This window comes from Micromonospora yongxingensis (assembly GCF_052601155.1).
Genome location: NZ_JBQXEO010000001.1, coordinates 298,734 through 323,911, shown reverse-complemented (window position 1 = coordinate 323,911; position 25,178 = coordinate 298,734). Strand labels below are relative to the sequence as shown.

The following is a 25,178-nucleotide window of genomic DNA, read 5'->3' as shown; positions in this document are numbered from 1 at the left end:
CGGTACGGGCGGAGTACCGATACCGACCCGACATCTCGGACGACTGCCTACGATTCGGATGTGACCGAGGCGGCGGAGAGGTTCTTCGAATCACTGCCGGCGCGCGCCCCGGAGGTCCTGCGCGGCCTGGTCGCCGGAACCCTGCAGATCGACCTCGCCACCGATGAGCAGACGACCGAGCACTGGCTGGTCCGGATGCGCCCGGGGACGGTGGAGGTCAGCCGCAACCGCGGGCCGGCCGACGCCATCTGGTACAGCAGCGCCGCCCTGTTCGACCGGCTGGTGACCGGCGAGGCCCAGGGGGTCGCCGCGGTGCTGCGCAACGAGAGCACGTTCAGCGGCAACGTGGTGCTCTTCCTGGCCTTCCGCCGGTTCTTCCCGAACCCACCGGGCACCCGCGACCCACGCGAGGTCGCCCGGAGGCAGGCCGGGCGGCCGACGTGAACGACCTGGTCAGCATCCTGGACGGCAACACCTTCCTGGTCAGCGACCGTACGGGCGACATCGAACCGTCCTACGACTTCCCGACCGGGCTGTTCTCCTTCGACACCCGCTTCCTGTCCAACTGGGTGCTCAGCCTCAACGGCAAGCGGCTGCACGCCCTCTCGATGGACACCTCCGAGTCGTACCGGACCAAGTTCTTCCTGGCCCCCGGAGAGCCGACGCACTACCTGGACGCCAAGGCGTCGGTGATCCGCAGCCGCGCGATCGTGGGCAGCTTCGAGGAAGAGCTGACCGTGCTCAACCACAGCGGCGAGGACGTCGAGTTCACCGTCCGGATCGAGATGGCGGCCGACTTCGCCGACCTGTTCGAGATCAAGGACGCCCTGCAGAAGCGGGGGCAGACGACGGTCACGGTGGCCGACGACCAGCTGCGGCTGACCTACCGCCGGGAGGCGTTCCACCGGGAGACGCTGATCACCTCCACCGCGCCGGCCATGGTCGACGCCGGCGGGATGACCTTCCAGATCCGGATCGCGCGCAACAGCGAGTGGAGCACCCGGCTGCACGTGTCCACGGTCGTCTACGGGGCGCGGGGGGAGGACATCCGGGCCACCCTGCCGTACGGCGGCAGCCGCAGCGCGGACGCCATCCGCGCCGAGCAGCAGGAGCTGATCGACCGGGCGCCGAAGCTCGGCTGCGACTGCCAGCCGCTGGCCGGGGCGTACCGGCGCAGCCTCAACGACCTGGCCGCGCTGCGCTACGAGTCGATCGCCCTGGGCGTACGGCTCATCGCCGCCGGGCTGCCCTGGTTCATGACCCTGTTCGGTCGGGACAGCATCATCACCTCGTTGCAGGTGCTGCCGTTCCTACCGGAGCTGATCCCGCCGACCATCGTGATGCTGGCCGGCCTGCAGGGGCACCGGGTGGACGACTTCCGGGACGAGGAGCCGGGCAAGATCCTGCACGAGCTGCGGTACGGGGAGACGGCCGGTTTCGAGGAGCAGCCACACTCGCCGTACTACGGGTCGGCCGACTCCACACCGCTGTTCATCATCCTGCTCGACGAGTACGAGCGCTGGACCGGCGACGTCGAGCTGATCCGGCGGCTGGAGCCGCAGGTGCGCGCGGCGCTGGAGTGGATCGACACCTACGGCGACCTGCTCGGCACCGGCTACCTCTGGTACCAGACCCGCAACCCGCAGACCGGCCTGCAGAACCAGTGCTGGAAAGACTCCTGGGACGCCATCTCGTACGCCGACGGCCGGATGCCCGACTTCCCCCGGGCCACCTGCGAACTGCAGGGCTACGCGTACGACGCGAAAATACGCGCCGCCCGGCTGGCCCGGACGTTCTGGAACGACCCGGCCTTCGCCGACCGGCTGGAGCGGGAGGCCGCCGCGCTCAAGCAGCGGTTCAACCACGACTTCTGGATCGCCGACCGCGAGTACTACGCGCTCGCCCTGGACGCCGACGGGAAACAGGTCGACGCGCTGACGTCGAACATCGGCCACCTGCTGTGGAGCGGGATCGTCGACGAGTCCCGGGCCGGCAAGGTGGTCGAGCACCTGCTCGGGCCACGGCTCTTCTCCGGCTGGGGGGTGCGGACCCTCGCCGAGGACCAGAGCCGGTACAACCCGATCGGCTACCACGTGGGCACCGTCTGGCCGTTCGACAACTCGATCATCGCCTGGGGCCTGTGGCGGTACGGCTTCCGGGACGAGGCCGGGCTGATCTGCGACGCGATGCTGGCCGCGTCCCACTACTTCGACGGGCGGCTGCCCGAGGCGTTCGCCGGCTACGCCCGCGACCTCACCGACTACCCGGTGGAGTACCCGACCGCGTGCAGCCCGCAGGCCTGGTCGACCGGCACGCCGCTGCTGCTGCTGCGGGTGATGCTGGGGTTGGAGCCGCAGGGTGATCATCTGATCATCGACCCGGCGGTGCCACCGGGCATGGGTCGGGTCGAGCTGCTGGACATCCCCGGTCGCTGGGGCCGGGTCGACGCGCTGGGCCGCAGCCGTGGCCCGGAGGAACAGCAGGGCCGCTGACTGGCGCCCGGCTCAGCCGGGGCAGCCGACGGTGGCGGCGAGCCGGGCGGCGTCCGGGGTGATCTCGGCCAGGACGGTGACCGGGCCGGTGCGGTACGCGTACACCGGTGGGTTGTCCAGTAGGGGGTTGCCGCCGGCCAGCGGGACGAGCCCGCCCTCCGACGCGGCCGGGCCGGGACCGGCGGCGGACCGCGCGGTACGGGCCAGCGCGCCGCCCGGACAGGGCGCGGTGACCAGCTCCGGCGCGGCGTCGGCCGGCCGGCCGAGCGCCCGCAGTGCGGCCGTCAGGGCGGCGGCCTCAGGGTCCCCAGCGGTGGACGGGGCCGGGGTGTAGCCGGAGCCGACCGGTCGGCAGCCGGTGTCGACGCTCAACCGGATCCGACCGTCCCCGGTCGGCCGTCCCTGGACGGCGACGAACTCCCCGGCGTCGGCGCGCAGCACCGGGCCGTCCCGCCCGGGCCCGACCCCGGCCCGCCAGCTGGCCGGAAGCCGCTCGGCGATCCCGGCCAGGACGGTGCGTTCGGTGCCGGCGGGCGCGAGCACACCGACCTCCCGCCGCAGCGTGGCACCGTCGGCGAGCGGGGTGACCCGGCAACCCGACCCGACTCGCGGTGGGCTCAGCTCCAGCAGCGCGGCCGCACCAGCCGCCCGGGCCAGCTCGCCGACCGCGCGGTCGACCACCGGGCCGGCCTGGTCGAGGGAGCGCTGCTCCCGCACGGTCGGTGGATCGTCGCGGACCGACGTCCAGACGAGCAGGGCCAGCAGCACGGCCCAGACCACGCTCCCGATCAGCAGCCAGTGCCGCCGTCGCCGCGTGGGTGCCGGCTCGGCGGGACCGGTCGACGGGGCCCACCCCGTCCGGACAGCACCGCTCACCCGGCCATGGTGTCACGGGCGATCCGCCGGCCCGGCGGCGACCGGCGCCCGCGGCGGCGGCCGGACGCGCGGGCCGGCGGGCGGTGGGTCAGGCGGGCGGGGGTGGCGGGTCCAGCCGGTAGCCGACCCCGCGCACGGTGTGCACCTGTGGCCCGCCCGGCAGGCTGCGCAGCTTGTGCCGGAGCCGCCTGATCGCCGAGTGCAGGGTCGCGGTGTCGCCCCGGTGCGTGCCGTTCCAGACGGCGGAGAGGAGCTGCTCGTAGCTCCACACCACCAGCGGCGGGCCGATCAGCCGGGCGAGCAGTTCCCGCTCGGTGCGGGTGAGCCGGAGAGGGTCACCGCACCAGGTGACCCGGTGTCCGGCCGCGTCCACGACCAGGTCGCCCCAGGTGACCGGCCCCTTCGGTGCCGCCGACCCGATCGGCGGGCCGGGCCGGGCCGGGCCACCGGGCGGCGACGGGAACAGCATCGCCCGCAGTTCGGTCAGGTTGGCGCAGCTCAGCACCGGGCCGACCCCGTCGAGCTGGCGTACCACCCGCTCCCGCACCGAGACGTCCGCGCTGACGCAGACGACGATCGGGACCTCTTCATCGGATACGGCGCCTCCACCGGCACCAGCCGTACTGACCGTGACTACCACCCGACGATAGTGACGTACGCCGATGGATTTCGGGGGGCGGCGCATCCGATCCGCCCGGAAACGACGGGGCCGGTCACCCGCGAGGGTGACCGGCCCCGGTCGATCGTCCGGTGGGCTGTCAGGCGACGGTGACGCTGACCTCGTTGATGCCCCGGCCGGCGGTGACGGCGGCGTCGCCGTTGCCGTGGCGGGACAGCGCGCGCAGCGTCCAGGAACCCGGCGCGGCGAAGAACCGGAACTGCCCGGCCGCCGAGGTGACCACCTCGGCGGTGAACTCACCGGTCGAGTCGAGCAGCCGGACGTACGCGCCCGACACGGCCTCGTCCCCCGCGGAACGGACGATGCCGGTGATCACGGTTTCCTTCTCCAGGTCGAGACTGGCCGGCAGCGGCGCGGCCTGGTCCGGTGCGGCGCAACCGGCAGCGGTGGGAGCGGTCATGGTCAGGCCTCCCCGGGCTCGTCGCCGAGCGCGACCGGCACGCCGACCAGCGAGCCGTACTCGGTCCAGGATCCGTCGTAGTTCTTCACGTTGCGGTGGCCGAGCAGCTCCTGGAGCACGAACCAGGTGTGCGAGGAGCGCTCGCCGATCCGGCAGTAGGCGATGGTGTCCTTGCCGTCGTCGAGCCCCGCGTCGCCGTAGATCCTGCGCAGCTCGTCGTCGGACCGGAAGGTGCCGTCCTCATTGGCCGCCTTGGACCACGGGACGCTGATCGCGGTGGGGATGTGACCGGCCCGCTGCGCCTGCTCCTGCGGCAGGTGGGCGGGGGCGAGCAGCCGGCCGGCGAACTCGTCGGGGCTGCGCACGTCGACCAGGTTCTTGGTGCCGATCGCGGCGACGACCTCGTCGCGGAAGGCCCGGATGGAGGTGTCCGGCTCCTGCGCGACGTACTGCGTCGCCGGGCGGGTCACCGTGTCGGTCACCAGCGGACGGGCGTCCAGCTCCCACTTCTTGCGACCGCCGTCGAGCAGCTTCACGTCGCGGTGGCCGTAGAGCTTGAAGTACCAGTAGGCGTACGCGGCGAACCAGTTGTTGTTGCCGCCGTACAGGATGACGGTGTCGTCGTTGCTGATGCCCCGCTCGGAGAGCAACGCCTCGAACTGGGTCTTGTTGACGAAGTCCCGGCGGACCTGGTCCTGCAGGTCGGTCTTCCAGTCGATCTTGATGGCACCGGCGATGTGGCCGGTGTCGTAGGCCGAGGTGTCCTCGTCGACCTCGACGAAGACGACGCCCGGGGCGTCGAGGTTCTTCTCGGCCCACTCGGCCGAAACGAGTGCGGTGTCGCGACTCATCGAATCACTCCCTGGTGAGGATGGATGGTGAGCCAACGCGCGAATATCGAGGTGTTTAACTGTCGCACCGCGCGCGGGACCCAGCGGAAGGACGGGATCACGGGTTCGTGCGACGGCGCCGCTGCCGGGCGTGCGGTGGGATCACCGGAGGTTACGAGAACCCTGCGTGCCGGTGGCCGCCGTCAGGCGGCCGGAAACAGCCCCGCCGTCAGATGACGGGGCGACACAGGCAGGTGGCCACGCGGCACAGGTCGACCGCGCGCCGTTTGGTGAGGTGGGTCCCCATGGCAACGGAGCCTACCAGCCAGTGACCGTGCTGCCACCGGGCCGACCAGCATCCGGGAATCGCCGACCGGCGGGCGTTCCACCGCACCGGTCGACTGGTCGGCCGCTCAGCCGGCGGAGTTGATCGGCACGTTCTTCGCGTCGGCGGTGACCGCCAGCCCTTCGGGCAGCGGCCGGACCTCCCGCACGGCGAGTTGGAACGGCAGGTCGGGCAGGGGCACGTCGACGGAGATGCCCTTGGCGTAGTTGTTGAGCACCGCGCGGGCCAACGGCAGGTTCGGCAGGCCCGCGGCGTCCAGGTCGTTGAAACGCAGGGCGACCGCACCACTCTTGGCCACCGTCACGTCGGCGGTGCCGCTGACGGTGAACTTCTGGCCGAGGACGTCGACCGGTGCGGTGACGGCCAGCTTGCCGCCCTGCTCGCCGAGGGTGAGCCCGGGCCGGTCCAGCAACGCGGCGAGGCTGTCGTAGCTGATCGTGCCGGTGCCGTTGACGGTGTCCGCGACGACGTCGCCCTGCCCGGTGCGCAGAGTGTCCAAGGAGGCCCGCACGTTACGGGCGTCCACGTCGAGCACGGGCAGCCGCACGGCGTCGCCCTCGACCGAGGCCTGCACGTCCCGCAGCTTGATGGAGATCCGCTCGTAGCGGCCGTCGAGCACCTGGGTGAGGAACGGGGTCCCGCCGACCTCCACATCGGGCGCGGCCGACTGCGCCCCCTGCTTGGTGACCTCCTGGCTGACCCGGTCGGCGATGGCCCGCTCGGCCACCCCGACCGCGACCCGGTCGGCGACCACCAGCAGCACCCCCACCAGCAGGAGCAGAACGACCAGGCCGATCAGCAGCTTGCGACCGCGGCGTCGGGGCCGGACCTCATCCGCCGGATACTCCTGCGTCACGCCGCCTCCTGTCTCCGCCCGCCGCGTACGACGGGTCGTCCGTGCCGGTGCCGCAGCGCGGCGCACCCTAGGTACCCGACCGGTCCCGGGCTCAAGCGTGGCTCAGAGGAACAGCATGCACATGGCGTACGCGGCCGGGGCCGCCAGGGCGAAACCGCCGAGCGGACCCTGCATGTGCCGGGCGACCCACATGGTGGGCGGCTCACCGGCCATCAGCCGGCCCGCCTCCGCGTACCCGACGGCGAGGTCGGAGAGCACGGCGGTGACGGCCGCGACCAGACCGATCACCGCGGCGCGGGTCGGCGTGAAGGGTGCCACGAGGTAGCTGCCGAGGACCGCGCTGACCAGCGTGCCGACCATCGCGCCGGCGACCACGCCGGCGGCGCCCCGGGGGACCTGCGGGGCCAGTCGGGGCCAGGGCAGCACCGCGTCGGTGAGTCGAGCGACGGTCAGCGCGACCCCGCTCGCGGTCAGGCAGACCGTGATCGCCTGGGTGCCGGCCGGGATCCTGCTGAGCACGATGAGGGTGCCGAAGGCCACCACGCCGACCACGATGAGCAGCGTGGCGCCGAGCGAGTCGGTGACACGGACCCGGTCGACCCGGCGGACCAGCTGACCGAGCACCGCGGCGAGGAACCCGCCGGCGGCCAGGTAGCCCAGGGGCGCCAGGCCGGCGATGTCGGTCTGCACCGCCGCGACGTCCGCGAGCGCGGCGACCGCGGCGCTGATCCCGGCGACCAGCAGCAGCGCCGGTGGGCGCATGGCCATCGTCCAGGCGAGCACGAACAGCAGTTGGACGCCGAAGATGATGAAGGCGAACGGCAGCCGGTGGCCGGGGCCCGAGGTCTGCGCGCCGAGCACCAGGCCGACGCCGAGCAGGGCGGCGAAGCCGGCGATGGTCAGCGCCAGCGGGCGGCGCACCTCGACCGGGGGTACGACCTCCTCCTCCGGCTCGTCGATGTCGTCCTCGGAGCGGCGGGCCGGCTCGCCGGCGCGGCGTGCCCGGCGGGGCCCGCCCCGTTCGCGGGGGCGGTCGCCGTCGGTGACCGCCGGGCCGGTGCGCGGCGCGGGCGGGTGGCCACGGGTCGGTGCGGCCGGGCCCGGACGGGGCCCGTCGGGCCACGATTCGCGGCCGGCGTCGGCCGAGGTGGAGGAAAACACGCCCCGATCGTGCCAGACCGACCCCCCGACGCGGTGGTCACGGGTTTCGGCAACGTTAAAACCTGGGCCACGATCAGGGGCAAGCTGGACAAACGGGAAATGGCCCGGAGGCGCAGCGAGGGCGATCGGTTACGCTCAACCCGTTACCCCGCCCGTCAGCGACGCCGGGACCACGCAATTTCTCAGCGCACTCCCCTCACGAGTGTGTCTGGTCGCGCGCGGCCACGTGCCGCCGGGACGGAGGTGATCGTGGAGATCCTGTTGCTGGTGACCGCACGCGCAGGGGAACCGTCCGCTGTGCTGCCGGCACTCGACCTGCTGCCACACTCGGTCCGCACCGCGCCGCGCGATGTCCGCACCCTGGTCGCCGGCCCCAGCCCGGACGCGGTGCTGGTGGACGCGCGGTCGGAGCTGAGCGAGGCCCGGGCGACCTGCCGGATGCTGCACGCCACCGGGCTCGGAGTGCCGCTGGTCGCGGTGGTGACCGAGGCCGGTCTGATCGCCCTGAACGCCGACTGGGGCGTCGACGACGTCATCCTCGCCTCGGCCGGCCCCGCCGAGGTGGAGGCGCGGCTGCGGCTGGCGGTGGGCCGACTGAGCAACGCGACCGCCGGCGCCGGCGGCTCGATCCGGGCCGGCGAGCTGACCATCGACCCGGACACCTACGCGGCCAAGCTGAAGGGACGCCCGCTCGACCTCACCTACAAGGAGTTCGAGCTGCTGAAGTTCCTGGCCCAGCACCCCGGCCGGGTCTTCACCCGGGACCAGCTGCTGCGCGAGGTCTGGGGTTACGACTACTTCGGCGGCACCCGCACCGTGGACGTGCACGTCCGACGCCTGCGCGCCAAGCTCGGCTCCGAGTACGAGTCGATGATCGGCACGGTCCGCCAGGTGGGTTACAAGTTCGTCGTACCGCCGTCGCGGTCGCTGCCCGAGGCGGAGCACGCGCCGCTGCCCGTCTGAGCCTCACCAACCGGGGACGATTCCCCATATGCCCTTTTTGTGCGGCTCGTCGGCTCTATTCTGACTGCCGGGTTTGTCGGAAAAGGGGGCGACGGTGCGCGCAGTGACCACGGGGACCAGGGGCCGGCGTGACCGGTCAGCCGGGCTGAAGCCGTGACGCGGGTCAACTCGACCGCCCGAGCGGCGGGGATCGTGGTGTTGGTGGTGACGGCGCTGCTCGGCTCGGCGTACCTGCTGGGCCGCAGCCTCATCCCCGACCAGCCCCAGCGGCAGGCGACCGGGGTCAACACGAACGCCGACGGGCCGTACTACGCCGACCAACCGACCGACGAGGCGCCGAGCGGCGCCCCGACCGCCAGTGGTGGCGGCCCCACCGAGGGCGGTCAGGACGGATCGCGGCGCGACGCCGAGGGCGACAAGCTGTTCGGCGCGCACTCCACCACCGGCACACCGCGAATCGCGCTGACCTTCGACGACGGGCCGGATCCGCGCTACACCCCGCAGGTCCTCGCCACGCTGCGCGAGTTCGACGTCAAGGCCACGTTCTGCGTGGTCGGCGAGAACGCCCAGGACCATCCCGACCTGATCCAGGCGATCGTCGGCGACGGACACACCCTGTGCAACCACTCCTGGCACCACGACGTCACCCTCGGCACCCGTTCCGCGGAGACGATTCGCGCCGACCTGCTGCGCACCAACGAGGCGATCCGTGCAGCGGTGCCGGACGCGCCGATCGTCTGGTACCGCCAGCCCGGCGGCGCCTGGACCTACCCCGTGGTGTCGGTGGCGCAGCAGCTCGGCATGACCCCCCTGCACTGGTCGGTGGACCCGTCGGACTGGGAGGCGCCCGGCGCAGGCAAGATCGCCGCGGCGGTGGTCACGCAGGCCGCGCCGGGCTCGGTGGTGCTGCTGCACGACGCGGGTGGGGACCGACAGGGCACGGTGGACGCGCTGCGCCGCATCCTGGTCGACCTGACCGAACGGTTCGAGCTGGAGGCGCTGCCCACCGACCCGACGTGAGCCGGTCGAGGATCCGGGCCGACCGCCGCCCCCGGCGGCTACGGTGACGGGATGAGCAGCGCGGAGCCGACCAGCGACCAGGTGACCCGGACAGACCGACTGGCCCCGGCGGACATCGCCGACGTGCTGGCCCTGGCCCGTTCCGCGGGCGACACCGACGGGGCGGACCCGCTCGACGAGCACGTCCTGCTCCGGCTGCGTGACCCGGACGCCCCCGCCGTGCACCTCATCGCCCGCGCCGACGACGGCACCCTCACCGGGTACGCGCACCTGGACACCACCGACCAGGTCGGCGGGATCGGGGTGGAGCTGGTGGTGCATCCGGCGTACCGGCGGCGGGGTACCGGTCGCGCACTGGCCAGGGGCGTGCTCGCCTCGGCCACCGGCCCGCTACGGGCGTGGGCGCACGGCGACCACCCGTCGGCCGCCGCGCTCGCCGTCGACCTCGGGTTCACCCGGGCCCGGGTGCTCTGGCAGCTGCGCCGGCCACTGGCCGCACCGCTGCCCGAGCCACGGCTGCCCGACGGGGTGGCGCTGCGCGCGTTCCGGCCGGGCGCGGACGACGCGGCCTGGCTGGCCCTCAACGCCCGGGCCTTCGCCGAGCACCCCGAGCAGGGCCGGTGGACGTCGGACGACCTGCGGGTCCGTCTCGCCGAGCCGTGGTTCGACCCGGCCGGCTTCCTGCTCGCCGAGGAGACCGCGACCGGCCGGCTGCTCGGCTTCCACTGGACCAAGGTGCACGAGCGCCCGGGATCGGCACGGATCGGCGAGGTGTACGTCGTCGGCGTGGAGCCGACCGCACACGGCGGCGGGCTCGGCCGGGCGCTGACCACCGCCGGGCTGGCCTACCTGCGGGACCGGCGAGGGCTGGACCGGGTGATGCTCTACGTGGACGACTCGAACACCGGCGCGGTGGCGCTCTACGAGCGGCTGGGCTTCGCCCGCTGGTCCGCGCACATCAACTACCACCTCGGCTGAGCGACAGCGCGGAGCGGGCGTCCGTCCGTCCGGGGCTGACCGCCGCGACCGGGTCACCGGCGGATAACGCCCATGCGTCGGCGGGATAACACCCTACCGGAAATATGGCCATACTTCCGACAGGCGTACCTCGGTTCACTTAACGGACAACTCACCCTCAGCGAGCGGTCACCTCGGGGGCCGTACGTGTTCACCTCGCGTTCACTTGCGACCGGCGAACCGGCTACCTGGCACTTCTAACTTTCGTGTCAGCCGGTCAGTGCCGGTCCTCGGCCCCCCGGGATCGGGGCGCCAAGTCAGACGCGAAGGGAAACCCCTCAGGTGAAGCTCCAGCGGTACGGCACTATTGCCTGCCTCGCTCTCGCCGCGACGCTCGGCCTCAGTGCATGCGGCTCGGACAACAACGAGCCCACTCCCGGCGCCAACGCTTCGGGCTCGGCCGCCGCGGTCGACTGCGCCACCGGCACGCTGAACGCCCAGGGCTCGTCGGCCCAGAAGAACGCCATGGCGGAATGGATCAAGGCGTACCAGCAGAAGTGCCAGGGCACCACGATCAACTACGAGGCTTCCGGCTCGGGCGCCGGCATCCAGGCGTTCAACGCCGGGACCGCCGACTTCGCCGGCTCCGACTCCGCGCTCAAGCCGGAGGAGCAGCCGCTGGCCGACGCCAAGTGCGTCGGTGGCAAGGCCATCCACCTGCCGATGGTGATCGGCCCGGTGGCCGTCGCCTACAACGTCAGCGGCGTGGACAACCTCCAGCTCAAGCCGGCCACCCTGGCGAAGATCTTCGCCGGCAAGGTCACCAAGTGGGACGACGCGACGATCAAGGCCGACAACCCGGACGCCAAGCTCCCGGCGACCACCATCCAGACGGTTCACCGTTCGGACGAGTCGGGCACCACCGACAACTTCACCAAGTTCCTCTCCAAGACCGCCGAGGCGGACTGGACGCTGGGCAACGCCAAGGCCTGGAAGGCCCCGGGCGGCACCGGCGCCAAGGGCTCCGACGGCGTGGCCAGCCGGGTCAAGGGCGCCGACGGCTCCATCGGCTACATGGAGTGGTCGTTCGCCGAGAACGCCGGCCTGAAGATGTCCAAGATCGGCAACGGCAACGGCGAGTTCGCCGCGCTGACCGCCGAGGCGGCCGGCAAGACCATCGCCGGCGCCAAGGTCGAGGGCCAGGGCGACGACCTCAAGCTGTCGATCGACTACAACACCAAGGAGGCCGGGGCCTACCCGATCGTCCTGGCGACGTACGAGATCGTCTGCAGCAAGGGCCTCGCGGCCGACAAGCTGAAGCTGGTCAAGGGTTTGCTGGGCTACGCCGCCAGCACCGAGGGCCAGAACTCGCTGACCGACCTGGGCTACGCCCCGCTGCCGGAGACGGTTCGCACCAAGGTCGAGACCGCGGTCAAGAACCTCTCCTGACCCGACCCACCACCTCAGCAACCGAATCGAGCGAGCAGATGGGTGAAACCCCTCACCGCTCGGCCGACGCCGGCACCGGCGGGACGCGCGTGACCCAGAGTCACGAGTGGCCCGCCGGTGCCTCGGCGCGTGTGGCCGAGGCACCAGTCAGCACCCGTTCCCCGGGCGGCGCCGGTCTGGGCGGCGGCGGCGCGCTGCCGCGCAGCCGCAAGTTCGGGGCCGAGCGGGCCTTCCGCGGTCTCACACTGGCCGCCGGCACCGCCGTTCTGGTCATCATCGCCGCCATCGCGATCTTCCTGGTCGCCAAGGCGGTACCGGCCCTGCGCGCCAACACCGAGAACTTCTGGTCCTACGAGGGCTGGTCCCCCAACGACCCGGAGCCGAAGTTCGGCATCGGCACCCTCGCCTTCGGCACCGTCCTCAGTTCGGCGCTCGCCCTGCTGATCGCGGTTCCGGTGGCGCTGGGCATCGCGCTCTACCTCTCGCACTACGCACCGCGCCGGCTGGGCACCGCGCTCGGCTTCCTGGTCGACCTGCTGGCGGCCGTGCCGAGCGTGGTCTTCGGCCTCTGGGGGCGGGACGTCTTCAGCAGCCCGGTGCGGGACTTCTCGATCTGGCTCAACCAGCACTTCGGCTGGATCCCGCTCTTCGGCGGCGACGGCCCGTTCGGCGCCTCCATCATGCTGGGCGCCCTGGTGCTCGCGATCATGGTGCTGCCGATCATCACCTCGCTCTCCCGTGAGGTGTTCCTCCAGACGCCGACCGCGAACGAGGAGGCCGCACTCGCCCTGGGCGCCACCCGCTGGGAGATGCTCCGCACCGCGGTGCTCCCCTACGGCCGTCCCGGCATCATCGCCGCGGTGATGCTCGGCCTGGGCCGCGCCCTCGGCGAGACCATCGCCCTGGCGCTGACCCTCGGCATCACCTTCGGCATCTCGTTCAACCTGATCCAGAACGGCGGCAACACGATCGCCGCCAACATCGCCAACGCGTTCGGCGAGGCGAACGAGACCGGCCGTGGCGCTCTGATCGCCTCCGGCCTGGTGCTCTTCACCATCACGCTGATCGTCAACATCACCGCCCGGGCGATCATCTACCGTCGCCGGGAGTTCACGGAGTCGGCCGCATGACCACCACCGTCACCTCCCACCGCACCCGTCCGCCGGCCCAGCCCGCCACGCTGCGGGCGCGGCGGCTGCCCTGGTACGCCGCACCGGCCATCGCCGTGGCGGCCCTGGCGCTCTCCGCCGTGATCGTCTACGGCACCGACATCGGCGGCCCGGTCCTCGTCGTCGTCCTGGCCGCGGTGCTCTACCTGGTCGGGCTCTTCGCCGCCGCCAACGCGGTCGAGGGGCGCCGGTCGGCTCGCAACCGCACCTGGAGCGCGCTCATCCATTCCGCCTTCGTGCTGGCGGTGCTGCCGCTCGTGTCGGTGGTCTGGACGCTGGTCAGCAAGGGCGCCGAGCGGCTGGACGTCAACTTCTTCCAGACCTCGATGAACAACATCGGGGCCCGCGACGCGAACGGCGGCGCGTACCACGCGATCCTCGGCACGCTGGAGCAGGTCGGCATCGCCACCCTGATCACCGTGCCGCTCGGCATCCTCTGCGCGATCTACATCGTCGAGTACGGCCGGGGCAAGTTCGCGTTCGCGATCCGGTTCTTCGTGGACGTGATGACCGGCATCCCGTCGATCGTCTCCGGCCTCTTCGTGCTGGCGTTCTGGGTGCTGATCGTGTCGCCGTGGTTCAACGACGGCCGGCCCAGCTTCTCCGGCTTCGCCGCCGCGCTGGCACTGAGCGTGCTGATGCTGCCGACCATCGTCCGGTCCACCGAGGAGATGCTCCGCCTCGTCCCGCCGCCACTGCGCGAGGGTGCCTACGCGCTCGGCGTACCCAAGTGGAAGACGATCCTGCGGGTGGTGCTGCCGACCGCGCTGCCCGGCATCGTCACCGGCGTGATGCTCGCCGTCGCCCGGGCGGCCGGCGAGACCGCGCCGGTGCTGCTGGTCGCCGGCGGCGGTGCCGCGATCAACACCAACCCCTTCGAGAACAACCAGTCGTCGCTGTCCCTCTTCGTCTACCAGCAGGCCGGTGACGCGTCGAGGTACGCGCCGGCACGGGCGTGGACGGCGGCACTCACCCTGGTCGCCCTCGTGCTCATCCTGACGATCGCGGCGAAGCTGCTGGCCCGCCGTAACCGGCTCAGCCGATGAACCCCGGAGGTACCACCATGGCCAAGCGCGTCGAAGCCTCGAACGTCACCGCCTACTACGGCGGCTTCAAGGCGATCGAGAACATCAACCTGACCGTCGAGCCGAAGACGGTCACCGCCCTGATCGGCCCGTCCGGTTGCGGCAAGTCCACCTTCCTGCGGTCGATCAACCGGATGCACGAGGTGCTGCCGGGTGCCCGGGTCGAGGGCAACCTGACCATCGACGACCAGGACATCTACGACCGGGACGTGGACGTCACCGCGGTCCGGCGGATGATCGGCATGGTCTTCCAGCGGCCGAACCCGTTCCCCACCATGAGCATCTTCGAGAACGTGGTGGCCGGGCTGAAGCTCAACGGGGTCCGCAAGAAGTCGATCCTGGAGGACGCGGCCGAGAAGGCGCTGCGCTCGGCGAACCTGTGGGACGAGGTCAAGGACCGGCTGGGCAAGCCCGGCGCGGGCCTCTCCGGCGGTCAGCAGCAGCGCCTCTGCATCGCCCGGACCATCGCGGTCGAGCCGCAGGTCGTGCTGATGGACGAGCCGTGCTCGGCCCTGGACCCGATCTCCACGCTGGCGATCGAGGACCTGATGTTCCAGCTGAAGGACAAGTTCACGATCATCATCGTGACGCACAACATGCAGCAGGCCGCGCGCGTGTCGGACCGGACCGCCTTCTTCTCCATCGAGAAGACCGGCGACCCGGGTCGGCTGATCGAGTACGACAACACCCAGAAGATCTTCAGCAACCCGAGCGTGAAGAAGACCGAGGACTACATCACCGGCCGCTTCGGCTGAGCCGGTGGCTCCGGTCCGCGAGGGGCGTCGGTCGACCTGACCGGCGCCCCTCGGCGTACCCCGGCGCGCTCAGCCGAGCACGAAGCGGGGCTCGCCGTCGGCCGGGAGGTCCAGGCGTGGGGTGATCGGGGTGGCGGCGTCCCGCTCGGCCGCCGCCTGCGCCACCCCCGCCAGATCACCGGCCGCCGCCACCTGGGCCAGCGTCACGAGGGTGGGCGGCAGCATGGTCAGCTCACCCGCCTGGGCACGGGCCAGCGCGTCCGCCGGCCGGATCCACAGGGTGTGGTCGGCCTCGCCGGAGACGTCCCGGGTCCGCTGCCCCTCCGGCAGCAGGGCGACGAAGAAGTACGTGTCGAAGCGGCGTGGTTCGAACTCGGGAGTGATCCACCGGCTCCACGGCAGCAGCAGGTCAGACCGAAGGGTGAGCTGGCGCTCGGCGAGCAGCGCGGCGAAGCCGAGCCGGCGCCCCTCCAGGTCCTGCCGGGCGGCCTCCCAGTCGTCGCCGCTGACGTCGCCCACCACGGTCGCCGGGTCCGGGCCGGCGAGCAGCACGCCGGCCTCCTCGAAGACCTCCCGGGCGGCGGCGCAGACCACCGCCTGGGCGGCATCCGGGGCCACCCCGAGCCGGCCGGCCCACTCGCTCGGCACCGGGCCGGCCCAGTCCAGGTGCGCCTCGGAGTCGGAGCGGTCCACCCCGCCGCCGGGGAAGGCGTACATCCCGCCGAAGGTCATCGCGGCGACCCGGCGGATGACGTACACCTCGAAGTCGGCGCCGGTCGGACGCAGCAGCAGCACGGTGGCCGCGACCCGCGGCACCGCCGGGGTGCCACCCTCGGCCTGGAACCGGCGGGCGTGCTCGACCAGGGCGGCGGGGGCGGCGAAGCCGTCGCTGTCGATCGTCATGCCGCGAGCCTAGTTCCCTCGACCGGAGGGGCCGGCTGGTGTGCCGGGCACCTCCGCTCGGCCGCCCGACCACACCCGACCGCGTGCGCAGGGGTGGCGGACTACCGAGCGGCACAGTGGTCCGGCGGATGAGCCCTCGGGCGACGGGCCGGGCAGCGGGCGGTTCACCTGGCTCGGCTAGCGTGCCGGCATGACTCGTTGGGGCATCCTGGCCACCGGCCACATCGCCAGCCGTTTCGCCGAAGACCTCCGGCTGGTGCCGGACGCCGAACTGGTCGCGGTCGGCTCCCGCGCCGCCGACAGCGCCCAGCGCTTCGCCGACAAGCACGGCGCGAAGCGCGCGTACGGCTCGTGGGTGGAGCTGGCCGCCGATCCCGAGGTCGACGTGATCTACGTGGCCACCCCGCACGCCGCGCACCACGAGGCGGCGATGACGTGCCTGACCGCCGGGCGTGCCGTGCTGCTGGAGAAGCCGTTCACCCTCGACCTGGCCACCAGCACCGAGGTCGTGGACACCGCCCGGGCGGCCGGGGTCTTCCTCATGGAGGCCATGTGGATGCGGACGAACCCGATGATCCGGCAGGTGGCGCAGCTGATCGCGGACGGGGCGATCGGCACGGTGAGCAGCGTCCGGGCCGATTTCGGGGTGTCCGGACCGTTCGCGCCGGAGCACCGGATGCGCAACGCGGCGCTGGGCGGGGGCGCCCTGCTCGACCTGGGGATCTACCCGATCAGCCTGGCCCACCTGCTGCTCGGCGTGCCGCAGCACATCCGCTCCTGGGCGCAGCTCGGCCCGGAGGGGACGGACGAGAACACCGGCATGCTGTTCGGCTACGACACCGGAGCGCTGGCAACCCTGAGCTGCGGCATGGTCGGGTTGAGCGGGCAGACCGCCTCGATCACGGGCACCACCGGGCGGATCGACCTGCCGGAGCCGTTCTTCCGTCCGGGTTCCGTGACCCTGCACCGGGCCGGCGCGGAGCCGGAGACGATCGTCGCCGACGGGTCCGGCAACGGTTACCAGTACGAGGCGATCGAGGTGCAGCGCTGCCTGGCCGCCGGGCTGACCGAGAGCCCGCTGGTGCCGCACACCACCACGCTTGAGGTCATGGCCCTGCTGGACGCCGTCCGTGAGCAGATCGGCGTGCGGTACATCTGAGGCCGGTTGGCGAACGGCCCCGGCCACCGCGGGTCACGCGGGAGCCGGGGCCGTCGACGAGCCCGGTCGGGTCAGCCGAAGAGCGGCCGGACCAGCAGGTAGGTGACGCAGGCGATCAGCGCGGCGGCCGGGAACGTGATGATCCAGGCGATCACGATGTTGCCGGCGACGTTCCACCGGACCGCGGAGAGCCGCTTGGTCGCGCCCACACCCATGATCGCCGACGTGATCGTGTGGGTGGTGGAGATCGGCGCCTTGAGCACCAGGGCGTTGAAGTAGAGCACCGCGCTGGCGACCGTCTCGGCGGCGAAGCCCTCCGGCGGCCCCAGGTCGATGATCTTGCGCCCGAGGGTCCGGATGATCCGCCAACCGCCGGCGTACGTGCCGAGGGCCAGCATGGTCGCCGAGGTCCAGAACACCCAGCCGGGGATGTGGGTCTTGCTCTCCTGGAAACCGCCGGTGTAGAGCGCCAGCACCACGATGCCCATGGTCTTCGCGGCGTCCTGCATGCCGTGGCCGACCGACATGGCGGCCGCCGAGGCGGTCTGCGCCCAGCGGAAGCCCCGGTTGAGCTTGCCCGGCTGCCCCTTCCGGAACAGCCAGAGGATGGCCAGCATCAGCAGGTAACCGAGGGTGAGGCCGACGATGGGCGACAGCACCATCGGCAGCAGCACCTTCACGCCGATGTTGCCCCACTGCACGATGCCGCCGGCGGAGAGCAGGGTCGCGCCGACCAGGCCGCCGAAGAGCGCGTGCGAGGACGACGAGGGCAGACCGAAGTACCAGGTGATCAGGTTCCAGGCGATGGCGCCGAGCACCCCGGCGAAGACCACGCCGAGACTGCTCACGCCGGTGGGCAGGGTGACCAGGCCGTCGCCGACGGTCTTGGCCACTCCGGCGCCGAAGTGGGCACCGATGAAGTTGCCGACCGCGGCGAGTGCCAGGGCGATCCGGGGTGTCAGCGCCCGGGTGGAGACGCTTGTCGCGATCGCGTTGGCGGCGTCGTGGAAGCCGTTGGTGTAGTCGAACGCCAGGGCTACCCCGATCACCGCCAGCACGGCGATGAGTTCGGGTGTCACAGTCACAGGATCAGGACTCCTTGACCGCGATGGTCTCGACCGTGTTCGCCACGTGCTCGAAGGCGTCGCAGGCGGCCTCCAGCTCGTCGGCGACCTCCTTCATCTTCAGCACCGTCAACGCGTCGTACTCGCCGGAGAAGAGGCGCACGAGCAACTGCCGGTTGATCCGGTCGCCCTCGTTCTCCAGCCGGTTGCACTCGATCCAGTAGTCCTCGAGGTCCTTCATCGACTTCAGGCGCGGCATCGCGTCGGCGGTCAGCTTGGCCTGCTGGTCGAGCACGTTCACCATCTCGTGCAGCTCCCGGGGCAGCGCCGGCAGCTCGGTCAGCCCGTACAGGTAGAGCAGGTCGCCGACCGCCTCCAGGTGGTCCATCACGTCGTCCAGCAGCGAGCCGAGCCGGTAGATGTCCTCCCGGTCGAACGGCGTGATGAACGTGGAGTTGATCTTCTTGTACAGCTCGTGCGTGATCTGGTCGCTGTCGTGCTCGACCTCGGTCAGCCGCTCGCTGACCGACTGCACGTCGACGCCGGGCAGGGCCAGCTCGTTCAGTAGCGCGGTGCCCCGGACCAGGTTCTGCGCGGCCCTGGTGAAGAGCTCGTAGAAGGCGCCCTCGGTGGGGCGGAAGGAAAACTTCACAGCACAGACCTCGTCGCGTCGGTGGAAGGGTGGCGGCGCCCGTGGGGTACCCGCCCGGTGAATGCTAGGAAACGGCGGAACAGCGAATTCGTCGGCCCACCCCTGGTCGGGCCTCATTCACCGTTCGTTCACCTGCCGTTCATCTCGGGCGTCCCATCCGCCCCCACGCCCCCAGCACACAGCCGCTCCCGCTCGTGCGCCACGTCGAAATCGGCAGCCGGATACCCCAGATCAAGCGTGTCGAACGTCTCTCGCAGCAGGTGGGCCACCGCCCAGTCCCGGTACCATTTGCGGTCCGCCGGCACCACGAACCAGGGTGCGGCGTCCGTGCCGCACCGGCTCAGCGCCTCGGCGTACGCGGCCTGGTAGTCGTCCCACCGGGCCCGGGAGTCGACGTCCGACGGGTTGTACTTCCAGTGCTTGCGGGGATCGGTGAGCCGCTCCAGCAGCCGCTCGCCCTGCTCGGCGTAGGAGATGTGCAGCATCACCTTGACCAGGGTCACGCGGTCCTCGACCAGCTCACGCTCGAAAGAGTTGATCTCGTCGTAGCGGGCCCGCCACGTGGTCTCCGGCACCAGCGAGCCCACCCGGGCGATCAGCACGTCCTCGTAGTGCGAACGGTTGAACATCCCCACGTACCCCGGCGGCGGCAGCGACCGGCGGATCCGCCACAGGAAGTCGTGCCGCAGCTCCTCGGGGGTCGGCGGGCCGAACGAGCGGATGTGCAGGCCCAGCGGGTTCATCGCGCCCGCCACCCGCTTGATCGTGCCGTCCTTGCCGCCGCAGTCCATCGCCTGGAGCACCAGCAGCACCCGGCGCGCCGGCCGGCCCGACCCGGCCTTGGCCATCGCGAAGAGCATCTCCTGCTGCCGGCCCAACTCGCCGCCGACCAGCTCCACCTGCTCACGGGCCCAGGCCTTGCGGTGCTCCCCGGTCACCTCCGCGTCGGGCAGACCGGGCGTGGACCGCGGGCCGATCGCGCCGAGATCCACCGGTGCGGTGACCCGCAGCAGCTCCCGCACGGAACCGCCGACCGGCGCCACGATCTGCGCTTGCTCGGGTTCGCTCATCCTCGGATCATCACCCACCCGCGGGCCATCCGCCCGCCGAGCGCCCTCCGCGACGGGCCGGCTGTCACGTTCGGGGCAACCGGCGCGTCCAGTTGGCAGGAGGATGTACGCCGGGACGGTGCCGGCCGGGAAGGATGGTGGGTCGTGCGGGACCTGGCGACGGAGTTCGAGGCCGAACGGGGCCGCCTGCTCGCGGTGGCCCACCGGATGCTGGGCAGCCGCAGCGAGGCCGAGGACGCGGTGCAGGAGACCTGGCTGCGCTACGCCGGCGCCCTCGCCGACCCGGCGGCCCGCGCCGAGATCCGCGAGCTGTCCGCCTGGCTGACCACCGCCTGCGCCCGCATCTGCCTGGACGTGCTGCGCTCGGCCCGGGTCCGCCGCGAGGCGTACCCCGGGGAGTGGCTGCCGGAGCCGGTGGTGAGCCCGCTGGGCACCGCACCGCCGACCGACGGGTACGCCCCCGACCCCGCGGAGCGGGCCGTACGCACCGACCAGCTCGGCACCGCGCTGCTGGTGGTGCTGGAGCAGCTCGCCCCGGAGCAGCGGGTCGCCTTCGTGCTGCACGACGTGTTCGCGGTGCCGTTCGCCCGGGTCGCCGACGTGCTCGGCACCACCGAGGTGGCCGCCCGGCAGCTCGCCTCCCGGGCACGGCGGGCGGTCACCGCACCGGACCTGCCCCGGCACACCGCCGACGCGGCCGAACAGCGCCGGGTGCTCCAGGCGTTCGTCGCCGCCACCGAGTCCGGTGAGCTGGACCCGCTGCTCCGCGTGCTCGCACCGGACGTGGTCTTCATCGGCGACTCGGGCGGGCACTTCCCGGCCGCCCGCCGGCCGGTGGTCGGCGCCGACAAGGTGGGCCGCTTCGCGCTCGGCCTGTTCGGCCGGGCCGGCCGGTACGCCCAGCGGGTGCTGGCCCGACCGGTGCTGGTCGACGGCGTGCTCGGCCTTCAACTGGAGACGGTGTACACCGACGGTCGGCCGATCCGCATGGTGACCTCGTTCGCCGTCGACCAGGGTCGGATCACCGGCCTGTTCAACCAGCTCAACCCGGACAAGCTGACCGACGTACCGCCGCTGGGCGACGACGACCCGTGGCCGCCCCGCTGGTGAGCCGGCCCGGGGCCGCGCGGGCTCAGACCACCAGGGCCAGCCACTTGCGGTACGAGGTGGCGAACGGCTCGGTGCCGTCGCCGAGCGCGCCGTACAGCCAGCGGGCCGCCGCCTCGGCTTCGACCACCACGTCGTCCGGGTAGCCGTACCGCACCCGGTGCTCGGCGAACTCGTCCTCGTCGAGCAACTCCACCAGGCCGGTGGCCCGACGCCGCACCACGTCCAGGTCCAGGTCGATGAGGTGGACCGTGTCGTCGGACTCCCAGCGGGCCGGAGTGGCGATGTCGCAGTAGACCTCGCTGGTGCGCGGCGGCGGGTTGAACATCCCCGTCCACCAGGCGTGGTGCGGCACCAGCAGGACGAACGGAATCTTCTCCACCGACGGGCGGCCGTGGTAGACCGACTCGGTGCCGGCGGGGACGCCGAGCCAGATGCCGAGGTCGTCCTCGGCGAGCCGGCGGGCCGGGTAGTCACGGTGGGCGCTGCCGTCGTACTTGCGGTAGATCACTCGGACCACGTCGCTCGGCATGATTCGCACCCTAACCGATAGTGCCCACGCGTCGTAGCGCGGCCGTAACCGGACGGCCTGGACCGACCGGGCGAGGAGCGACGGCGCCGCGCCACGCGGGCGGATGGGCGCAGCCGGTGTCGGGCGCGACGGGTACCGTCGCACGGTGACTCCGCCCCGCACCGCCACCGGTTCCGCCACCCCGTCGGCCCGTGGCGGCAGCCGGCGGCGGGGTGCCCGGCCCAGCGGCACGGAGCTTCTCGCGGCGGCGGTGGGCGCGGTGCCCGGCGGCGCGGCGCGCCCCGGCCAGCAGCAGATGACCACGGCGATCGAGGAGTGCGTCACCAGCGGCGAGCACCTGCTCGTCCAGGCGGGCACCGGCACCGGCAAGTCGCTGGCCTACCTCGCGCCGGCGCTCACCGTGGACGGCCCGGTGGTGGTGTCCACCGCCACCCTGGCGTTGCAGTCCCAGCTCGTCGACCACGACCTGCCCCGGCTGGCCGACGCGGTCGAGCCGCTGCTCGGCCGCCGCCCCACCTTCGCGGTGCTCAAGGGCCGCCACCACTACCTCTGCCTGGCGCGACTGGACAACTCCACCGAGGAGGAACCGGAGGACACGCTCTTCGACGCCCCGGCCGCCCGCCCCGGCGGCGGGACGAAGTGGCTCGGCGAGGCGGGCCGGATCGGCAAGCAGATCGAGCGGCTGCGCGACTGGGCCGAGCGGACCGCCACCGGCGACCGGGACGAGCTGGACCCGGGCGTCGACGACCAGGCCTGGCGGCTGGTGTCGATGCCGGCCCGGGAGTGCGTCGGCGCGACCCGCTGCCCGTTCGGGGCGGAGTGCTTCGCCGAGGCGTCGCGGGCCCGGGCCCGCGAGGCCGACATCGTGGTGACCAACCACAGCCTGCTCGCCGTCGACATGCTGGCCGACCGGCACATCGTGCCGCCGCACAAGCTGCTCATCGTGGACGAGGCGCACGAGTTGGCCGACCGCGTCTCCTCGGCCGCGCAGGCGGAGCTGGTGCCGGAGTCGATCGACCGGTCCACCCGGCGGGCCCGCCCGCTGCTGCGTCCGGAGACCGCCGAGGCGCTCACCGCGGCCGGCGACGCCCTCGCGGTCGGGCTTGCCGAGGCGCCGGCCGGGCGGATCACCGCCGGGCTGCCGGGCCCGCTCCGCGAGGCGTGCACGCTGCTCGACGCGGCCACCCGCGCCGCGTTGGACGCGATCGGCGAGGTCAAGTCCGACGATCCCGACCCGGTCCGCAAACAGCAGGCCAAGGCGGCGCTGGACGAACTCTCCACGACCGCGCAGCGGCTGCTGGAGGAGGCCGACCACGACGTGGCCTGGGTGGAGAAGAACGACAGCGGCAGCCGCCGGGCTCTGGTGGTCGCGCCGTTGTCGGTGGCCGGCACCCTCGCCACCCACCTGTACGACGAGCGCACCGTGGTCGCCACCTCGGCCACCCTGGCGCTCGGTGGCCGCTTCGACACGGTGGCCCGCGCCCTCGGGCTGGACGCGCCGCCGGTCCCGGCGCGCCCGGCCGCCGCCTCGCTGGCGGCCCGCACCGGCCCGGGTCGCCCGGCCGCCGAGACGCCGGGCCGCCGGCTGACCGACGCCGCCACCGTCCCGGCGACGGAAGGCCCGGGCTGGCGGTCGCTGGACGTGGGGTCGCCGTTCGACTACGCCCGGCAGGGCATCCTGTACGTCGCGGCCCACCTCCCCCGGCCCAGCGTCTCCGGGCTGCCCGAGGCCGCCGGGGAGGAGCTGGTCGCGCTGGTCGAGGCGCTCGGTGGGCGTACTCTCGGGCTCTTCTCGTCCCGGCGGGCGGCGCAGCAGGCGGCGGAGCTGCTGCGCGCGCGCACCGACCTGCCGGTGCTGTTGCAGGGCGAGGAGGCGTTGCCACTGCTGGTCCGCCGGTTCCGTGAGGAGCGCGCCAGCTGCCTGTTCGGGGTGATGTCGCTCTGGCAGGGGGTGGACGTCCCGGGCGACGCCTGCCAGCTCGTGGTCATCGACCGGCTGCCGTTCCCACGGCCGGACGAGCCGCTGGCGGCGGCACGCGCCGCCGCCGTGGACGCGGGCGGCGGCTCCGGCTTCGCGGCGGTCAGCGTGCCCATCGCGGCCGTGCGGCTGGCCCAGGGCGTGGGCCGGCTGATCCGGGCCACCGGTGACCGGGGCGTGGTCGCGGTGCTCGACTCCCGGCTGGAGACCGCCCGCGGCTACGGGCCCTTCCTGCGTCGCTCGCTGCCGCCGTTCTGGTACACGACCCGCCCCGAGGTGGCCCGCGGCGCGCTGCAACGCCTCGCCGGCTCCTGACGGGTCAGGGAGCCTGTGCGGCGACGACCACGGCGTCGGGCGGGGTGTCCGGGACCGTCCGGGCGGCCAACCGGCGGACCGCGGTGTTCAGCACCGCGATCAGCGGCACGGACACCAGCGCGCCGGTGATCCCGGCGAGCACCACACCGGCGGCGATACCGATGATCACCGCGAGCGGGTGGAGGGCCACCGCCCGTCCCATGATCAGCGGCTGGAGCACGTGCCCCTCCAACTGCTGCACGCCGATCACGGCGCCCAGGATGATCAACGCGGTGACGGGGCCGCTGTCGACCAGCGCCACCAGCACCGCCACGCCGCCGGAGAGCGCCGCACCGACGATCGGGATGAACGCGCCGAGGAAGACCAGCGCCGCCAGCGGGAACGCGAACGGGATGTCGAAGACGACCAGGAAGATGCCGATGCCGACGGCGTCGATGAAGGCCACCAGGACGGTCGCCCGGACGTAGGCGCCCAGCGTCTGCCAGGAGGCCCGGCCGGCGTCGTCGACCTTCCAGCGGGCGGCCACCGGCAGCAGCCGGACCAGGAAGCGCCAGATCCGGTTGCCGTCGCGCAGGAAGAAGAACGTCGCGAAGAGCACCAGGATGGCGCCGGTCAGCACCTCGGCGAGCGTCGCGGCGGTGCTCAGCGCGCCGCTCGTGAGATCGCGGGTGTTGTTTTCGATCCAGCCCTGCGCCTCGTCGATGTAGCGGTCGAGCTGGGTGTCGGAGAGGTGCAGGGGGCCCGTCTTCAGCCAGTTCTGGATCTGCCGGACGCCCTCGGAGGACTTCTCGCTCAGCTCCGGCACCCCCCGGATGAACTCGTTGACCACCAGGGTGAGCGTGCCGATCACCGCTGCCAGGCCGCCGACCAGCACCACCGCCGTCGCCAGCGAGCGGGGCAGCCGAGCGCGCAGCAGCCAGCCCACCGCCGGAGCGAGCAGCGCCGAGAGCAGCAGCGCGACGGCCAGCGGGATGATCACGATCTTGACCGTGCCGACGATCCGGAGCAGCGCCCAGGCCACCACGCCGATCACGATCAGCCGCCAGCACCAGGCGGCCGCGATCCGCAGACCGTGCGGGACGTCCGCGTCGTCCCGGCTGGAGGTCGAGGTGTGCACATCCGCGGGAGGTTCCGCGCCGACGACCGTGGCCGTCGGTGACGCGGCCGGCCCAGGGGCGGCGGGCGAGGCCACCCGGGCGGGCTCCGGAACGTCGTTCGACTCGCTCCGGTCGGCCCGAACCGACTCCCGTCCTGACTGGTAGGCGCGGCGCAGTCGTCCGCGTACCCGCTCGAAGCGGCTCAAGCGCACCTCCTGGCAGAAGAATCGGTCCGCCCACGGCGACAGGTCGGACAGCATACG

25 protein-coding genes are annotated in these 25,178 nt (G+C 72.4%); 12 read left to right on the top strand and 13 right to left on the bottom strand.

From position 1 onward, the window contains the following. Positions 1-60: 60 nt before the first annotated feature. Positions 61-444 (top strand): SCP2 sterol-binding domain-containing protein, encoded by a 384-nt coding sequence (locus tag ACTWLT_RS01510; protein ID WP_252417191.1) that lies wholly within the window; start codon positions 61-63, stop codon positions 442-444. Beyond that, positions 441-2,492 (top strand): amylo-alpha-1,6-glucosidase, encoded by a 2,052-nt coding sequence (locus ACTWLT_RS01505; protein ID WP_445316827.1) that lies wholly within the window; start codon positions 441-443, stop codon positions 2,490-2,492. The genes ACTWLT_RS01510 and ACTWLT_RS01505 overlap by 4 nt, the downstream gene beginning before the upstream one ends. Before the next feature lie 12 nt (positions 2,493-2,504). Here the strand turns inward: ACTWLT_RS01505 and ACTWLT_RS01500 are convergent, their stop codons facing one another. The 7 genes from ACTWLT_RS01500 to ACTWLT_RS01470 form a co-directional block, all read right to left on the bottom strand. Further along, positions 2,505-3,368 (bottom strand): hypothetical protein, encoded by an 864-nt coding sequence (locus tag ACTWLT_RS01500; RefSeq protein ID WP_445316826.1) that lies wholly within the window; start codon positions 3,366-3,368, stop codon positions 2,505-2,507. Between the two features lie 88 nt (positions 3,369-3,456). Beyond that, positions 3,457-3,915, bottom strand: coding sequence for a winged helix-turn-helix domain-containing protein (locus ACTWLT_RS01495; protein ID WP_445316825.1), 459 nt, complete (start codon positions 3,913-3,915; stop codon positions 3,457-3,459). Positions 3,916-4,126: 211 nt separating this feature from the next. Continuing rightward, positions 4,127-4,447: a DUF1416 domain-containing protein gene (locus ACTWLT_RS01490; protein ID WP_445316824.1), complete on the bottom strand. Its 321-nt coding sequence runs from the start codon at positions 4,445-4,447 to the stop codon at positions 4,127-4,129. 2 nt (positions 4,448-4,449) lie between these two features. Then, entirely contained in the window at positions 4,450-5,298 is an 849-nt protein-coding gene (locus ACTWLT_RS01485; protein WP_252417196.1) for a sulfurtransferase, read from the bottom strand. A gap of 208 nt (positions 5,299-5,506) precedes the next feature. Next, complete coding sequence (locus ACTWLT_RS01480; protein WP_310503780.1) at positions 5,507-5,584, bottom strand: Ms5788A family Cys-rich leader peptide; 78 nt, start codon at positions 5,582-5,584, stop codon at positions 5,507-5,509. A 106-nt stretch (positions 5,585-5,690) separates the two neighbouring features. Further along, positions 5,691-6,479 carry an LmeA family phospholipid-binding protein gene (locus ACTWLT_RS01475; protein ID WP_252417197.1) on the bottom strand — a complete coding sequence of 263 codons (789 nt, stop codon included), beginning with the start codon at positions 6,477-6,479 and terminating at the stop codon, positions 5,691-5,693. 102 nt (positions 6,480-6,581) lie between these two features. Next, positions 6,582-7,640, bottom strand: a complete 1,059-nt coding sequence (locus tag ACTWLT_RS01470) for a hypothetical protein (RefSeq protein ID WP_445316823.1) — start codon at positions 7,638-7,640, stop codon at positions 6,582-6,584. Positions 7,641-7,883: 243 nt separating this feature from the next. On the opposite strand from ACTWLT_RS01470, the gene ACTWLT_RS01465 reads away from it, so the two are divergent. The 7 genes from ACTWLT_RS01465 (at position 7,884) to pstB (ending at position 15,038) form a co-directional block, all read left to right on the top strand. Next, positions 7,884-8,603 carry a winged helix-turn-helix transcriptional regulator gene (locus ACTWLT_RS01465; protein ID WP_179781168.1) on the top strand — a complete coding sequence of 240 codons (720 nt, stop codon included), beginning with the start codon at positions 7,884-7,886 and terminating at the stop codon, positions 8,601-8,603. 153 nt (positions 8,604-8,756) lie between these two features. After that, a complete protein-coding gene (locus ACTWLT_RS01460) occupies positions 8,757-9,623 on the top strand; it encodes a polysaccharide deacetylase family protein (protein WP_445316822.1) in 867 nt (288 codons plus the stop codon). Positions 9,624-9,674: 51 nt separating this feature from the next. After that, a complete protein-coding gene (mshD, locus tag ACTWLT_RS01455; RefSeq protein WP_445316821.1) occupies positions 9,675-10,601 on the top strand; it encodes a mycothiol synthase in 927 nt (308 codons plus the stop codon). Positions 10,602-10,922: 321 nt separating this feature from the next. Then, positions 10,923-12,029 carry a phosphate ABC transporter substrate-binding protein PstS gene (pstS, locus tag ACTWLT_RS01450; protein WP_445316820.1) on the top strand — a complete coding sequence of 369 codons (1,107 nt, stop codon included), beginning with the start codon at positions 10,923-10,925 and terminating at the stop codon, positions 12,027-12,029. Positions 12,030-12,067: 38 nt separating this feature from the next. After that, positions 12,068-13,159 carry a phosphate ABC transporter permease subunit PstC gene (pstC, locus tag ACTWLT_RS01445; protein WP_252417202.1) on the top strand — a complete coding sequence of 364 codons (1,092 nt, stop codon included), beginning with the start codon at positions 12,068-12,070 and terminating at the stop codon, positions 13,157-13,159. After that, positions 13,156-14,244 carry a phosphate ABC transporter permease PstA gene (pstA, locus tag ACTWLT_RS01440; protein WP_445316819.1) on the top strand — a complete coding sequence of 363 codons (1,089 nt, stop codon included), beginning with the start codon at positions 13,156-13,158 and terminating at the stop codon, positions 14,242-14,244. The genes pstC and pstA overlap by 4 nt, the downstream gene beginning before the upstream one ends. 17 nt (positions 14,245-14,261) lie before the next feature. Continuing rightward, entirely contained in the window at positions 14,262-15,038 is a 777-nt protein-coding gene (gene pstB / locus ACTWLT_RS01435) for a phosphate ABC transporter ATP-binding protein PstB (RefSeq protein ID WP_445316818.1), read from the top strand. A gap of 69 nt (positions 15,039-15,107) precedes the next feature. Here the strand turns inward: pstB and ACTWLT_RS01430 are convergent, their stop codons facing one another. Next, a complete protein-coding gene (locus ACTWLT_RS01430) occupies positions 15,108-15,941 on the bottom strand; it encodes an NUDIX hydrolase (protein WP_445316817.1) in 834 nt (277 codons plus the stop codon). 190 nt (positions 15,942-16,131) lie between these two features. Between ACTWLT_RS01430 and ACTWLT_RS01425 the strand changes: the two genes are divergently transcribed. Beyond that, positions 16,132-17,100, top strand: a complete 969-nt coding sequence (locus ACTWLT_RS01425; RefSeq protein ID WP_445316816.1) for a Gfo/Idh/MocA family protein — start codon at positions 16,132-16,134, stop codon at positions 17,098-17,100. A gap of 71 nt (positions 17,101-17,171) precedes the next feature. Here the strand turns inward: ACTWLT_RS01425 and ACTWLT_RS01420 are convergent, their stop codons facing one another. The 3 genes from ACTWLT_RS01420 to ACTWLT_RS01410 all read right to left on the bottom strand — a co-directional run bounded on the left by ACTWLT_RS01420 (position 17,172) and on the right by ACTWLT_RS01410 (position 19,886). Continuing rightward, positions 17,172-18,179: an inorganic phosphate transporter gene (locus ACTWLT_RS01420; RefSeq protein WP_445317038.1), complete on the bottom strand. Its 1,008-nt coding sequence runs from the start codon at positions 18,177-18,179 to the stop codon at positions 17,172-17,174. Positions 18,180-18,189: 10 nt separating this feature from the next. Beyond that, the gene (locus ACTWLT_RS01415; RefSeq protein WP_030327784.1) at positions 18,190-18,816 is read right to left on the bottom strand and encodes a DUF47 domain-containing protein; all 627 of its coding nucleotides are present in this window, start codon (positions 18,814-18,816) and stop codon (positions 18,190-18,192) included. Positions 18,817-18,944: 128 nt separating this feature from the next. After that, complete coding sequence (locus ACTWLT_RS01410) at positions 18,945-19,886, bottom strand: PPK2 family polyphosphate kinase (RefSeq protein ID WP_445316815.1); 942 nt, start codon at positions 19,884-19,886, stop codon at positions 18,945-18,947. A 144-nt stretch (positions 19,887-20,030) separates the two neighbouring features. On the opposite strand from ACTWLT_RS01410, the gene sigJ reads away from it, so the two are divergent. Further along, on the top strand, positions 20,031-20,996 hold the full coding sequence (sigJ, locus tag ACTWLT_RS01405) for an RNA polymerase sigma factor SigJ (protein WP_445316814.1): 966 nt from the start codon (positions 20,031-20,033) through the stop codon (positions 20,994-20,996). Positions 20,997-21,018: 22 nt separating this feature from the next. Here sigJ and ACTWLT_RS01400 read toward each other — a convergent pair whose 3' ends face one another. Further along, on the bottom strand, positions 21,019-21,525 hold the full coding sequence (locus ACTWLT_RS01400) for a DUF402 domain-containing protein (RefSeq protein WP_445316813.1): 507 nt from the start codon (positions 21,523-21,525) through the stop codon (positions 21,019-21,021). A 103-nt stretch (positions 21,526-21,628) separates the two neighbouring features. Here ACTWLT_RS01400 and ACTWLT_RS01395 point away from each other — a divergent pair, with 103 nt between their 5' ends. Beyond that, positions 21,629-23,818: an ATP-dependent DNA helicase gene (locus ACTWLT_RS01395; protein ID WP_445316812.1), complete on the top strand. Its 2,190-nt coding sequence runs from the start codon at positions 21,629-21,631 to the stop codon at positions 23,816-23,818. A 4-nt stretch (positions 23,819-23,822) separates the two neighbouring features. On the opposite strand, the gene ACTWLT_RS01390 is transcribed toward ACTWLT_RS01395, so the two are convergent. Next, positions 23,823-25,175, bottom strand: coding sequence for an AI-2E family transporter (locus ACTWLT_RS01390; protein WP_445316811.1), 1,353 nt, complete (start codon positions 25,173-25,175; stop codon positions 23,823-23,825). Positions 25,176-25,178: the final 3 nt, after the last annotated feature.

Excerpts from the sequence above, each read along its gene's own strand:
- ACTWLT_RS01490 (WP_445316824.1), bottom strand. The coding sequence starts at position 4,447 with ATGACCGCTCCCACCGCTGCCGGTTGCGCCGCACCGGACCAGGCCGCG.
- ACTWLT_RS01485 (WP_252417196.1), bottom strand. The coding sequence starts at position 5,298 with ATGAGTCGCGACACCGCACTCGTTTCGGCCGAGTGGGCCGAGAAGAAC.
- ACTWLT_RS01480 (WP_310503780.1), bottom strand. The coding sequence starts at position 5,584 with ATGGGGACCCACCTCACCAAACGGCGCGCGGTCGACCTGTGCCGCGTG.
- mshD (WP_445316821.1), top strand. The coding sequence starts at position 9,675 with ATGAGCAGCGCGGAGCCGACCAGCGACCAGGTGACCCGGACAGACCGA.
- pstC (WP_252417202.1), top strand. The coding sequence starts at position 12,068 with ATGGGTGAAACCCCTCACCGCTCGGCCGACGCCGGCACCGGCGGGACG.
- pstA (WP_445316819.1), top strand. The coding sequence starts at position 13,156 with ATGACCACCACCGTCACCTCCCACCGCACCCGTCCGCCGGCCCAGCCC.
- pstB (WP_445316818.1), top strand. The coding sequence starts at position 14,262 with ATGGCCAAGCGCGTCGAAGCCTCGAACGTCACCGCCTACTACGGCGGC.
- ACTWLT_RS01430 (WP_445316817.1), bottom strand. The coding sequence starts at position 15,941 with ATGACGATCGACAGCGACGGCTTCGCCGCCCCCGCCGCCCTGGTCGAG.
- ACTWLT_RS01425 (WP_445316816.1), top strand. The coding sequence starts at position 16,132 with ATGACTCGTTGGGGCATCCTGGCCACCGGCCACATCGCCAGCCGTTTC.
- ACTWLT_RS01410 (WP_445316815.1), bottom strand. The coding sequence starts at position 19,886 with ATGAGCGAACCCGAGCAAGCGCAGATCGTGGCGCCGGTCGGCGGTTCC.
- ACTWLT_RS01400 (WP_445316813.1), bottom strand. The coding sequence starts at position 21,525 with ATGCCGAGCGACGTGGTCCGAGTGATCTACCGCAAGTACGACGGCAGC.
- ACTWLT_RS01395 (WP_445316812.1), top strand. The coding sequence starts at position 21,629 with ATGGGCGCAGCCGGTGTCGGGCGCGACGGGTACCGTCGCACGGTGACT.
- ACTWLT_RS01390 (WP_445316811.1), bottom strand. The coding sequence starts at position 25,175 with ATGCTGTCCGACCTGTCGCCGTGGGCGGACCGATTCTTCTGCCAGGAG.